Origin of the sequence: Paracerasibacillus soli, assembly GCF_042432965.1 — a bacterium.
In the GTDB taxonomy this organism is placed as follows: domain Bacteria; phylum Bacillota; class Bacilli; order Bacillales; family Amphibacillaceae; genus Paracerasibacillus; species Paracerasibacillus soli.
On the sequence record NZ_JBHLWL010000056.1, the window covers coordinates 47,722 to 61,404 of the forward strand.

12 protein-coding genes are annotated in these 13,683 nt (G+C 35.5%); 11 read left to right on the top strand and 1 reads right to left on the bottom strand.

The window, feature by feature from the left end; all coding sequences use genetic code 11:
• Positions 1–83 precede the first annotated feature (83 nt).
• From icd to ACFFIS_RS14425, 11 genes are all read left to right on the top strand, one after another.
• Entirely contained in the window at positions 84–1,355 is a 1,272-nt protein-coding gene (icd, locus tag ACFFIS_RS14375; protein WP_390188106.1) for an NADP-dependent isocitrate dehydrogenase, read from the top strand.
• A gap of 21 nt (positions 1,356–1,376) precedes the next feature.
• Positions 1,377–2,315, top strand: a complete 939-nt coding sequence (gene mdh / locus ACFFIS_RS14380) for a malate dehydrogenase (RefSeq protein WP_390188108.1) — start codon at positions 1,377–1,379, stop codon at positions 2,313–2,315.
• Positions 2,316–2,620: 305 nt separating this feature from the next.
• Positions 2,621–3,097 carry a MaoC/PaaZ C-terminal domain-containing protein gene (locus ACFFIS_RS14385; RefSeq protein ID WP_390188109.1) on the top strand — a complete coding sequence of 159 codons (477 nt, stop codon included), beginning with the start codon at positions 2,621–2,623 and terminating at the stop codon, positions 3,095–3,097.
• Positions 3,098–3,342: 245 nt separating this feature from the next.
• Positions 3,343–4,038, top strand: a complete 696-nt coding sequence (locus ACFFIS_RS14390) for a response regulator transcription factor (RefSeq protein ID WP_390188110.1) — start codon at positions 3,343–3,345, stop codon at positions 4,036–4,038.
• Complete coding sequence (pnpS, locus tag ACFFIS_RS14395) at positions 4,035–5,408, top strand: two-component system histidine kinase PnpS (RefSeq protein ID WP_320379364.1); 1,374 nt, start codon at positions 4,035–4,037, stop codon at positions 5,406–5,408. The genes ACFFIS_RS14390 and pnpS overlap by 4 nt, the downstream gene beginning before the upstream one ends.
• Positions 5,409–6,068: 660 nt before the next feature.
• Positions 6,069–6,395 (top strand): SMP-30/gluconolactonase/LRE family protein, encoded by a 327-nt coding sequence (locus ACFFIS_RS14400; protein WP_390188112.1) that lies wholly within the window; start codon positions 6,069–6,071, stop codon positions 6,393–6,395.
• A 3-nt stretch (positions 6,396–6,398) separates the two neighbouring features.
• The gene (locus tag ACFFIS_RS14405; protein ID WP_320379362.1) at positions 6,399–7,652 is read left to right on the top strand and encodes an MFS transporter; all 1,254 of its coding nucleotides are present in this window, start codon (positions 6,399–6,401) and stop codon (positions 7,650–7,652) included.
• 209 nt (positions 7,653–7,861) lie between these two features.
• A complete protein-coding gene (polA, locus tag ACFFIS_RS14410; protein WP_390188113.1) occupies positions 7,862–10,495 on the top strand; it encodes a DNA polymerase I in 2,634 nt (877 codons plus the stop codon).
• A 16-nt stretch (positions 10,496–10,511) separates the two neighbouring features.
• Positions 10,512–11,342 (top strand): DNA-formamidopyrimidine glycosylase, encoded by an 831-nt coding sequence (gene mutM / locus ACFFIS_RS14415; protein WP_320379361.1) that lies wholly within the window; start codon positions 10,512–10,514, stop codon positions 11,340–11,342.
• A gap of 67 nt (positions 11,343–11,409) precedes the next feature.
• Complete coding sequence (gene coaE, locus ACFFIS_RS14420; RefSeq protein ID WP_390188115.1) at positions 11,410–12,009, top strand: dephospho-CoA kinase; 600 nt, start codon at positions 11,410–11,412, stop codon at positions 12,007–12,009.
• 178 nt (positions 12,010–12,187) lie between these two features.
• On the top strand, positions 12,188–13,219 hold the full coding sequence (locus tag ACFFIS_RS14425; RefSeq protein ID WP_320379359.1) for a glyceraldehyde-3-phosphate dehydrogenase: 1,032 nt from the start codon (positions 12,188–12,190) through the stop codon (positions 13,217–13,219).
• Between the two features lie 138 nt (positions 13,220–13,357).
• On the opposite strand, the gene ACFFIS_RS14430 is transcribed toward ACFFIS_RS14425, so the two are convergent.
• A partial coding sequence (locus ACFFIS_RS14430; RefSeq protein ID WP_390188117.1) for a transposase occupies positions 13,358–13,683 on the bottom strand: 326 nt, incomplete at its 5' end.

Below are 13,683 nucleotides of genomic sequence, written 5' to 3' on the forward strand. Positions count from 1 at the left end.
CTATGGAATCATAGAAAACAAACAAGCGTGTTTGTTTAGAATATGATAAAATAAATACGTATAAACATTTTAGGAGGATACATATGACACAGGGAGAAAAAATTACAGTACAAAATGGCCAACTTCAAGTGCCTAATCATCCAATTATTCCATTTATCGAAGGAGACGGCACAGGACCAGATATTTGGAGCGCAGCACGTAAAGTTTTAGAAGCTGCAGTTGAAAAAGCATATGATGGAAAGAAAAGCATCGTATGGAAAGAAGTTTTAGCAGGGGAAAAGGCATTTAATGAAACAGGGGAATGGCTACCGAAAGAAACATTAGAACTTATTGATGAATATTTAATTGCGATTAAAGGACCACTTACAACTCCTATTGGTGGTGGATTCCGTTCATTAAACGTTGCTTTACGTCAAGAACTCGATTTATTCACTTGTTTACGCCCAGTGCGTTACTTTGAAGGAGTACCTTCACCAGTGAAACATCCTGAAGATGTAGACATGGCGATTTTCCGTGAAAATACAGAAGATATTTATGCGGGAATTGAATGGGAAAAAGGCTCTGATGAAGTGAAAAAAGTGATTGACTTTTTACAAAATGAAATGGGTGTTAGTAATATTCGTTTCCCAGAAACTTCTGGAATTGGCGTGAAGCCAGTATCTGAAGAAGGAACAAAGCGTCTTGTACGTGCTGCAATTGAATATGCAATCCGTGAAGGACGTAAGAGTGTTACATTAGTACACAAAGGTAATATTATGAAGTTTACAGAAGGTGCTTTCAAAAAGTGGGGATATGAAGTAGCTGAAGCAGAATTTGGCGATAAAGTATTCACATGGGATCAATACGACCGTATCGTTGAGGCAGAGGGTTTAGAAGCCGCAAATAAAGCACAAGCGGATGCTGAAGCTGCTGGAAAAATTATTATTAAGGATGCAATTGCTGATATTTTCTTACAACAAATTCTAACTCGTCCGAAGGAATTTGATGTTGTAGCAACAATGAACCTAAATGGTGATTATATTTCTGATGCACTAGCTGCTCAAGTTGGTGGTATTGGTATTGCGCCAGGAGCAAATATTAACTACGATACTGGACATGCAATTTTTGAAGCAACACACGGTACTGCACCAAAATATGCAGGTCTTGATAAAGTAAACCCATCATCTGTTATTCTTTCTGGCGTGTTAATGCTTGAACATTTGGGCTGGAAAGAGGCAGCTGATTTAATTACGAAATCAATGGATAAATCAATTGCATCAAAAGTTGTAACATATGACTTCGCACGGTTAATGGACGGTGCGACAGAAGTAAAATGCTCCGAGTTTGGTGACGAATTAATTAAGAATATGGATTAATACCAAGGGGAGGAACGCACCATGGGAATGAAACGTAAAAAGATTTCAGTTATCGGATCAGGCTTCACAGGTGCAACAACTGCTTTAATGCTTGCACAGAAAGAGTTAGGAGATATTGTATTGGTAGATATACCTAATATGGAATCTCCAACTAAAGGAAGAGCACTAGATATGCTTGAAGCTAGTCCAGTGCAAGGATTTGATGCCCATATCATTGGTACTTCAAATTATGAAGACACAGCAGATTCTGATTTAGTTATTATTACAGCGGGTATTGCACGTAAGCCAGGTATGAGTCGTGATGACCTTGTCAATACGAATGCTAAAATTATGAAATCTGTTGCGAAGGAAATTGTGAGTTACTCGCCCAACACGTACATGATTGTGTTAACAAATCCAGTTGATGCGATGACCTATACAGTATTTAAGGAATCTGGTTTACCAAAGGAACGTGTAATTGGTCAATCAGGAGTATTAGATACAGCGCGTTTCCGTACGTTTGTTGCCCAAGAACTAAACTTGTCTGTAAAAGATATTACAGGATTTGTACTTGGTGGACATGGCGATGATATGGTTCCATTGATTCGTTACTCCTATGCTGGTGGAATACCATTAGAAACATTAATATCAAAAGAACGTCTAGATGCGATAGTAGAGCGTACACGTAAAGGTGGCGGTGAAATTGTAAACCTACTCGGTAACGGCAGTGCTTATTACGCGCCAGCTGCATCCTTAACTATTATGGCAGAGGCAATACTTAAGGATCAGCGACGTGTGCTTCCTGCAATAGCTTATCTAGAAGGTGAATATGGATATCGTGATATCTATCTTGGTGTGCCAACAGTACTTGGCGGGAATGGTCTAGAAAAGATTATAGAACTTGAACTTACCGAAGATGAAAAAGCTGCTTTAGATAAATCGGCTGATTCTGTTAAAAAGGTACTTGAAATATTAAAATAGTAATTGTAAAAGGCTGAGACAAAACAAAAAGAGGGATCAAACCCTTATGTCTCAGCTTTTTTTAAATACTTCAATTCCCAATAATGATAGCGCTTACTAAGACAGATGATCGATAAGGTAGGTTAATATGCATCATACTCTCGCAACAACTGCAGTAGTACGGTCTATTTGTCGGAAGCGCAAGCAGTTTTGAGGATAATGTTCGGCTAGTACACAGCAACTGATTTAACAGATGTAATTATTTGTCATTCACATAGAAATAGGCGGAAAAATAACCCTAAATATTATTTATGAGGAGTGATGTAATGATTGGCAAGAAAAGAAATTTAGGTAAGAAAATAGAAGAATTAAAGATTGGCGATACATATGTTAGCACATATATAGTAGAGGATAAAGATCTGTTATTATATTTAGGTTTAACAAATGATGCGAACCCTTTGTATATTCAACATGATTATGCATCTCAGACACCGTATAAACAACCGATTGTACCATCTGTCATGTTGTTTGGTATGATCTCATCAGTTATTTCGATGTATTTACCTGGCCCAGGAAGCCACATCCTGAGGCATAATATGGTGTTTCCAAAACCAGTATACCATCAGGATGAAATTAAATTTACTGTAGAGGTTATCGCAATAGATAGTGAGAAACATATTGTCACACTATCTGCTATATGTTTTGCTTCAAATGGTGAAAAAGTGATGGAAGGTAAATTAGAAGTTAGTCCACCTTACAAACCGAACAGTTTGACTGCCCAATCTCTAAAAAACTTTTTTTAACGTACTTCCGAAAGAAGTCTCCCTCATCAAGCGACCCGTAAGGGTGGTGAGTGGTGGGAGTAGTTCACTGAGGGAAGACTTTTTTTACCCTAAATTAATATTAAAATGCAACAAGTAATACGCGAAACTGTCTTTCAGTGTAAAAATTCATTTACAATTCATTTCTTTTATTCCCTTTCTAGTGAAACAATTGTAAGATAAGGATAGAATCGAATGAAAACTTCATTAAAAAAGGGGAAAAAATAGTGGATAAAAAGATATTAATCGTTGATGATGAAGAAGCGATTGTTACATTATTACGTTTTAATATTGAAAAGGCTGGATTTGAAACAGATATTGCATTTGATGGTAAGAAGGCTATTAAAAAGGCAGAAAAGAATAACTATGCCCTTATAGTATTAGATTTGATGTTGCCGGGGCTAAACGGTTTAGAAGTTTGTAAATATTTACGTAGTCACCATAATGAAACGCCGATATTGATGTTAACTGCTAGAGGAGCGGAAGAAGATAAAATTAAAGGCTTGGAACTTGGAGCTGACGATTATTTAACAAAACCATTTAGTCCAAAAGAAGTTGTGGCTAGAATTAATGCAATTTTACGAAGAACTACCGCGTTGCAAAATCAGAAATCTACTACATTAAAAATAGGTGATATCACCATATACCCAGAACGTTACGAAGCTGTTAAAAATGGAGAAAGTATTTCCTTCACTCGAAAGGAATTTGAATTATTATATTATCTAGCAAAGCACGCCGGAAGAGTATTATCTCGGGATCAACTGTTGTTAGCAGTTTGGAATTACGATTTTGTTGGCGATACAAGAATTGTAGACGTACATGTTAGTAGATTACGAGAAAAGATAGAAGTAGATACGAAAAATCCACGATATATAAAAACAATCCGTGGGTTAGGCTATAAAATGGAGGATGCATTTCGATGAAGGCATTATTTTCTAAATCTCTATTCATTTACGTAATAGGGATATTCATGCTAACTGTAATTACGGGGGCGGTATTACAACTTTTGGTGAATGATTATATCGTACTATTTTCCGTATTATTCATTCAATTTATCATTCTAATCATTATACTTCTACAAATATTTCATCGATATATTTTACCGATACAGAAAGCATCTAGGACAATGGGTGAACTAGTAAAAGGGAATTATCGTGCAAGAGTGCATACTTCTTTTAATGGAAGTGTTGGTGAATTAAGTAAAAAAATTAATGTGCTAGCAAGAAATTTATCCGAATTAGCGTTCCATGAACAAATGCAAGCCGAGCAGTTATCTACTGTTATTGACAATACAGAGAGTGGGCTCGTTCTCATCGATGAAAAAGGGTATATTCATTTAGTCAATCGAAAGTTTCTTAAAATGTTTCATAAAACAAAACAGGACTTTATCGGATATTTATATTATGATGTTTTAAACAAAGAAGAGATTCATCAAGTTGTACAAGAAACATTTTTGTATGAAAAAAATATAAAGGGCTTTTTTACATTGTCTCATAATGTAGATAAAATCTATATTGAAGTGGTAGGCGCCCCTATCTTTAACGAGAGGAATATGTTGAAAGGTGCAGTTTTAGCATTTTATGATATTACCGACTTAAAACGGATTGAAGTTGTACGCAAAGACTTTGTAGCAAATGTTTCACACGAGTTAAAAACACCAATGACTTCCATTTCAGGATTTGCTGAAACATTACTAGAAGAGGATATCACGGATGCAGAAACAAGAAATAAATTTTTGGGAATTATCCATGATGAGAGTAAACGATTGCATCTATTAATTGATGATTTGTTAATATTATCTAAATTAGAGAAAGACGGATTTCAATTAAACCTATCAACGTTCCAAATGGAAGATCTTTTAGAAGAAGTAATTCCCGTTATGAAGAAGAAATCAGATGAAAAAAATATCACTTTGACTACTAATTTAACGAAACCAACTACGTTAACTGCTGATCGTAACAAAGTAAAACAAATCATGTTTAATTTACTCGGTAATGCGATTAGCTATACGACAGAAAACGGACAAGTAAAGTTAACTGTAAAAGAAAAAGACGGACAGATACACATTGAAATTCAAGACACGGGTATTGGCATTCCACAACACTTAATACCAAGAATATTTGAACGGTTCTATCGAATTGATAAAGCGCGGAGTCGAAATACTGGTGGAACAGGACTTGGTCTTGCGATTGTGAAACATATTGTTGAACAACATAAGGGAACAATAAAGGTTAATAGTGCGCTTGATAAAGGGACAACGTTTACAGTGAGCTTGCCGATTAATAGAGAATAAATTTCTGCGGGAATGAAATGAGATTCTTGTTCCTCGTTAAATAATATTACAATAATAGACTTCTAGCTATGAGGATTGGTCCTATTTTCCTCCCTTGGTAGGTCTTGCCAAGTGTTTAGAGAATAACCCCCTATCTCCTAAAATGATGGAGGATTTGTAATGATAAAGCTCTTGTTTGTCTATACATGGACAATCAAGAGTTTTTTCAGTTTTTTCTATACGATACCTTCATCTATACAGCTTTATGCTTCATTCTTGTTATTCGAACATGCAGCTACTCAACGAAACATACATAACGAAAGCCTAAAATAATAAGCGAACTAATGCATAGGACAATAACCCCTCGTGCGTGCTTGTTAACATAAAGTTCGAGAGGTTATTTTCATTGAATATAAACAAAACGAGTGAGAGTATGACTAAAAATAACTCACTGCTATGAAAAATTTAGAAAGGGCAATTCAACCGGGTGGAAATTCTAGTATTTGTTCCAGAATCGCTTTTTGTGCCAAATGACAATAGCAGTCAGTTAATACCATTTGAGTCGCTATCGAAGCTAGTTGCTGCAACTTCATAATTGTATGAATCGATATAATAGTTTGACTCTTATAGCTACCTGTGTATATAATAAAAAGTATAATATATTTAGGAGGGATTTTAATGTTGAAAAAAGTACAGAGTCGTACGAATCTTAGTATTGATATTCATGCTTACAACCTAAGAACTCCTACACATATGGAATGGACCACCAATGGTCGATTGATTGTATCGGAACACACATCAGGGACTATTAAAGATATAACAGAAGGAGAACCACATAAAGGAACTATTGTTGCAATTGACCCCAACATACAAAAAGATTATCGATTTGAAATACCTGTTATTCAAGGTTTAACAATGCCGTCTTGTTTAAGATTTAATAAGGATGGATCAGAAATGTATATTTGCTCAATGGCTTCAGGTATCATATGGAAGGTTACAGGCTTTTAAATAATGCTTAAAAAATTTTCAAAGGCAAAACTTTTTAATACACTGTCCAACCGAAGCTTTTTTAAGTTTTGGTTGGGACAGTCTGTTTCCGTCTTTGGTTCTTCCATGTATCAAGCCGCCCTACCTTTTTTAGTCTTCTATATTAATGGTGGAGCAGCTGAGTTAAGCCTGGCCAATACCTTTTATATCGCCCCCCAAATAATCGTTTTATTATTTGGTGGTGTTTTTACTGATAGATGGAACCGTAAGTATACATTAGTTATATCGGATTTGATTAAATCTGGAGTTGTCTTCACAATTTGTCTGCTCCTGTTTTTTGATCAACTAAATGTTCTGCATATATATGCACTAACTGCCTCTTTGGGGATGGTCAGTACATTTTCGCGACCAACAACAAGGGGGATTATTCCGCAACTTGTTGAAAAGAGACAATTGGTCAATGCAAATTCTCTTAGAGCTATTTCAAGACAAGTCAGTCAGATGCTTGCGCCAGTTGTAGGTGGCTTCCTGATTACTGCAGTTGGATTGTTCATTGTATTTGGTATTACTACATTTACATTTTTCTTTTCTGCTTTATTTCTGTCAACCATCCATTTATATAAGAAAATCAATGAATCTAGTGAAAAAGAGTCCAAAAGACAGAGCTATTGGAAAGACTTACTGGAAGGGTTTAAAACGGTTCAAACAACCAACTGGTTATTAATTGGCATTGTTGTATCATCGATTATTAATATTTTTATTGCTTCATTTGATGTGATTGCCTTACCTATTTATATTAAAGATACTTTTAGTTCTTCTGGTATTTCAGGCGCAGAAGCATACGGATTTACATTATCATCCATGGCTATCGGTGCTTTACTAAGTGCTTTCTGGATGGGGAGACAAGAAAAATTACCACCGAGAGGAATTCTGTACTATTCATTAATTGGAGCAACAGGGCTATCCATTCTTTTTCTTGCGTTAACAAGTTCATTATTGATTACGCTATTTTTCACAACTATTATCGGGTTCTTAATGACCACATTCATTATTGTTTGGGAAAGTCTGTTACAAGATCTTGTTGATAACGAAAAGTTAGGAAGAATAACGAGCCTCGACATGTTTGGCGGTCTTGTACTTCTCCCTGTGGGCTATTGGATTTTTGGTTTACTTATTGAAACCACAAATGTATCCAAGGTTATTCAAATAACTGGTCTAGGGATAATCATTATGTCGATTTTACCATTATTATTTAAGTCCATTAGAGATTTAAAATAATAAAAGTTGATGAAGAAAATTTATTCGAAAAGTAAAAACACTACATGTCAACCTGTGGCATATAGTGTTTTTTTATTTTCCTCCTACGTTTTAACTTCATTACAAGGGGAAAATCTATCTTCCATGTCGACTATATACTGCTTCACTTTTAGATTCCAATGAACAATGGTAAAATAATGATATTGGATTGTAATAGAGGAGGAATTTGATTGGCTAAAAAATTAGTGCTAATCGACGGGAATAGCATACTTTACCGTGCATTTTTTGCATTGCCTTTGTTAAACAATGATAAAGGTGTGTATACAAATGCGGTATATGGATTTACGACGATGTTACTGCGAATACTTGAAGAACAGAAACCGACCCATATGTTAGTTGCTTTTGATGCAGGAAAAACGACATTTCGCCATAAAACGTATGGAGACTATAAAGGTGGACGGCAAAAGACACCACCAGAATTATCAGAGCAGTTTCCGCTTATGCGTGAATTACTAGATGCGTATCAAATAAAACATTATGAACTTGAACAATACGAAGCAGATGATATTATTGGAACACTTGCAACAAAAGCGAAAAAGGATGAATATGATGTCACAATCATATCTGGAGATAAGGATTTATTACAACTTGTATCTGATCACGTCACATTACAGCTAACACGAAAAGGAATTAGTGAAATTGAGGCATATACCCCAGCTTATATGAAAGATAAAATGGAATTAACGCCGGATCAAATCATTGATTTAAAAGCACTCATGGGAGATAACTCCGATAACATACCTGGAGTTCCTGGTATTGGTGAGAAAACAGCGACAAAACTATTGAAGCAATATGACACACTCGAAAACGTCTATGAACATCTCGATGAAATTAGCGGGAAGAAGATGAAGGAAAACTTAACAAACTTTCGTGATGATGCATTCATGAGTAAGGAACTTGCTACGATTCATTGTGAGTCTCCGGTAGAAGTGAAATTAGATGAATTGGCTTTTGATGGGTTCGATGAGCGAGCAGTTATCACACTGTTTAAGGATCTAGGCTTTCAATCTTTATTAAATAGAGTGAGTGATGATGCAATTGAAGCGATGGAGGAAGAACCACTCGAAGAAATAGAATTTGAAATGATTACCAACCTTTCTGAAGATATTTTCACCGACCACGATGCTATTACAGTTGAAATGATCCAGGAAAATTATCATCAAGCTCCAATTGTAGGGATTGGCATTGTGAATAACAAAGGGAAGTTCTTTGTTCCGACAGATATTGCAGTTGAATCAGAAATTTTTAAAGACTGGGCAGAAAATGCAACGAAAGAGAAAGTTGTCTTTGATGCAAAACTAATTGAGACTGCGTTATTAAATCGAGGTATCCAACTAAGGGGAATTGTATTTGATCTATTATTAGCGTCTTATGTATTAAATCCAGATGATCAACATAGTATTCCCGCCATTGCGGAACGAATGGATCAAGCACATGTTTTATATGATGAAGAGGTATACGGTAAAGGTGCAAAATTAAAAGTGCCGGAACAGAACGTTTTAGCAGAACATATTGTTCGTAAAACCACGGCTTTATTTGCGTTAGAAGAATTAATGGAGAAAGAACTAAGGGAAAATGAACAATATAATTTGTTAACGGAACTTGAGTTACCACTTGCACTTATATTAGCTGAAATGGAACATACTGGTGTTTTAGTTGATATAAAACGCCTGGAAGATATGGGGGTAGAATTAAAAGAACGCCTTGCTGTCATTGAAAAAGAAGTGTATGAACTTGCAGGTGAAGAATTTAATTTGAACTCACCAAAACAACTTGGTCCGATTCTGTTTGAAAAATTACAGTTACCTGTCATTAAAAAGACAAAAACAGGATATTCGACTGCAGCAGATGTGTTAGAACAGTTGGAACATGAACATGAGATAATTCCAAAGATATTACTGTATCGTCAATTAGGTAAATTGCAGTCTACTTATATTGAAGGATTATTAAAAGTAGTCAATAAAGACACAAATAAAATTCACACGCGCTACAATCAAGCATTGACGCAAACAGGAAGATTAAGCTCTGTCGATCCGAATTTGCAAAATATCCCAATACGTTTAGAAGAAGGACGTAAAATTAGACAGGCTTTTGTGCCGTCAGAAAAAGAATGGATTATGTTTGCAGCGGATTATTCGCAAATCGAATTACGTGTTTTAGCACATATTGCTAAAGACGAAAAGCTAATCGATGCTTTTAAGCATGAAAAAGATATTCATACACAAACAGCAATGGATGTCTTCCATGTTGATGCCGATCAGGTCGATGGTAATATGCGTAGACAAGCAAAAGCCGTAAATTTTGGAATTGTATACGGGATTAGTGATTATGGATTATCGCAGAACTTAGGCATTACACGAAAGGAAGCAAAACAGTTTATTGAGCGTTATTTTGCTAGTTATCCAGGTGTGAAAGAATATATGGATGAAATTGTGATGGATGCAAAACAAAAAGGGTATGTGACGACGCTCATGCATCGAAGAAGATATTTACCAGAAATTACGAGTCGAAACTTTAACAGAAGAAGTTTTGCGGAAAGAACAGCGATGAATACACCAATCCAAGGTAGTGCTGCAGATATAATTAAACAAGCGATGATTGATTTAGATGCACGATTGAAACAGGAAAAAATGCAAGCGCGTATTCTATTACAAGTCCATGATGAACTTATTTTAGAGGCGCCTAAAGAGGAAATAGAAAAATTGAAACAAATTGTACCAGAATGTATGGAAAATACAGTGGAATTACTTGTGCCATTAAAGGTCGAGTATGCCTATGGAAAAAGCTGGTATGATGCAAAATAAGGGGAAGCGATAAAGCATGCCAGAATTACCAGAAGTTGAAACGATTAGACAAACATTAAAACGATTTGTAATCAATAAAAAAATTGATAAGGTTTCCGTTTATTGGCCAAAAATAATTAAGCATCCGGATGATGTAGAGAAATTTAAACATCTATTAGTCGGACAAACCATTTATGATATCGATAGAAGAGGGAAGTTTTTATTATTCCAATTGGATGATTATACACTTGTTTCTCACCTACGGATGGAAGGAAAATATCATGTTTATCCAAAAGAAGATCCAGTAAAAAAACATACACATGTCATTTTTACGTTCACAAATGGTGAAGAACTACGTTATAACGACGTAAGGAAATTCGGTACCATGCACTTATTTACTAAAGGAGAAGAATTTAAAGTTAAACCACTGAATCAATTGGGGTCAGACCCCTTTGATAAACCTTTTACGGTGGATTACTTTTATGGACGTCTCCAAAAGACGAGTCGGATGATAAAAGCGGTTTTGTTGGATCAAACCATTGTGGCTGGTTTAGGAAATATATATGTAGATGAAACACTTTTTCGAGCGGGAATACATCCTGAAAGAAGAGCAAATACTTTAACTCGAATTGAAGCAGATAGAATTCGTCAAGAAGCAATTGCTACGCTTGAAGAAGCTGTGAAACAAGGTGGTACAACAATTCGTTCCTATGTAAATAGCCAAGGTGATATGGGAATGTTTCAGCAGAAGTTATTTGTGTATGGTCAGGAAAATAAAGCTTGTCAACGCTGTGGTCACATAATCGAAAAGACAAAAGTTGCTGGTCGTGGTACACATATTTGCCCACATTGTCAAAACTTAAAATAAAAATACAACAGACTATTTCAATTAAAAGGTAAATATTTAGAACAACTTTTTCAAAGGAGTCGTCATTATGACACTTGTAATAGGATTAACAGGGAGTATTGCCAGTGGTAAAAGTACTGTATCTCAAATGTTTAAAGAAATGGGAATTCCTGTTATTGATGCAGATGAAATTTCCCGAGATGTAGTAAAACCAGGGATGCCGGCATGGCGAGAAGTAGTAGAGAAATTTGGCCGTGAAATCTTGTTCGATGATGGTACATTGAATCGAAAAAAATTAGGTGAAGTTATTTTTACAAGTGAAACAAAACGTGAAGAATTAAATGCGATTATGCATCCGGCTATTCGTAATAAAATGTTACAACAGCGCGATGGCTTTGTTTTACAAGGAGAGCGTGCAGTTGTATTGGATATTCCATTATTATTTGAAAGTAAGTTAACCCATCTTGTGGAAAAGATAATAGTTGTCTATGTTGATGAAGATGTGCAATTGCAAAGGTTAATGGAACGTGATCAGTCAACAGAACAAGAAGCCAGGCAGCGGATTCACTCCCAAATTCCTGTAAAGGAAAAAGTGGAATTAGCAGATGCAGTCATTAACAATAATGGAACAAAACAGGAATCATTTACGCAGTTTAAAGAAATATTGCAATCTTGGTCTATACTATAGATATTTTAACAATCCCAGAAGAAATACGTTTCTTTTTGGGATTGTTTTATGCTACTGTCTATTCAATTTGACCAAAGTTTATAAATCTGACAAAATCCTATCACACTTTTCACTTATATATGTTATACTATTATAAGAAATATAATTAAAGAGTATGGCACATATAGGGGGATTGAAATTGAATAAAACTCGTGTTGCGATTAATGGATTTGGTCGAATCGGAAGAATGGTTTTTCGTCAAGCAATAAAAGATGATCAATTGGATATTGTTGCAATTAATGCCAGTTATCCAACGGAGACTTTAGCACATTTAATAAAGTATGACAGTGTCCATGGTATTTTTGATGGAGAAGTGAAAGCGCTTGCTGATGGACTTGAAGTAGATGGTAAACACGTCTTAATTGTTAATTCGCGAAATCCCGAAGAACTTCCGTGGAAAAAACACCAAATTGATATTGTAATCGAAGCGACAGGTGTATTTAATTCAAAAGAAAAAGCAAGTTTACACATTGATGCCGGAGCGAAAAAAGTGGTGCTTACAGCTCCAGGGAAAAATGTGGATAGGACAATTGTGATGGGGGTTAATGAGCATACGTATGTAGAAACAGATACAGTGATATCGAATGCATCTTGTACAACGAATTGTTTAGCACCAGTAGTGAAAGTGTTAGATGATCACTTCGGTGTCGTTAATGGTCTCATGACGACCGTACATGCTTTTACAAATGACCAAAAAAATCTAGATAATCCACATAAAGATTTACGAAGGGCAAGAGGCTGTACACAATCAATTATTCCAACTTCAACCGGAGCTGCAAAGGCATTAGGAGAAGTACTGCCGCATTTACAAGGAAAATTACATGGAATGGCATTACGTGTACCAACACCAAATGTGTCACTTGTCGATCTCGTTGTCGATGTAAGCGAATCTGTAACAGTTGATGATGTGAATGTAGCATTTAGGAAAGTAGCTCGCAATGAAATGAAACACATCCTACATTATAGTGAAGCGCCACTTGTTTCGATAGATTACACGACGACTGCGTATTCAGCAGTAATTGATGGTTTATCGACAATTGTGATGGAAGGAAATAAAATAAAAGTACTAGCGTGGTATGACAATGAATGGGGTTATTCCAAACGAGTTATTGACTTGGTGAAATATGTTGGTACACACCAATATGAAAAGGTGGTATCTCTATCACATTAAAATATGTACAAAAAGATTTAAGATAGATTCCGAGCAGATGGGATCTATCTATTTTTTTGGGCTCTTTGTCAAATAGTGTTGGTGGCTGAATTAAGGTCGCTAAAATATTAATGATTCGGGATCTGTTTATCCTGCCACTTAAGCGGCAGGATAAACAGATCCTTTTTGTTGGCTTACAATTGCTTTTAACTTGAAATGAAGCATAATTCTACTTTTAAAGTTATTAAAGTTTCGATAGCCGTATGCAACTCGATTTAATACTTTGATTTTATTATTAATACCTTCAATTCGCCCATTACTGTATGGATATGATAGACTATTCTCTATAAAAGGTAAGTGTTTTTTTAGTGTTTTTACGCTTGTCCTCATATAGCGAGAAACTGTGTTTAAGTTAACTGTCGACAATATATTTTCGAATGCCTTAAAATCCTTTTCCTTGATACTTTCCAATAATGATTGATAAA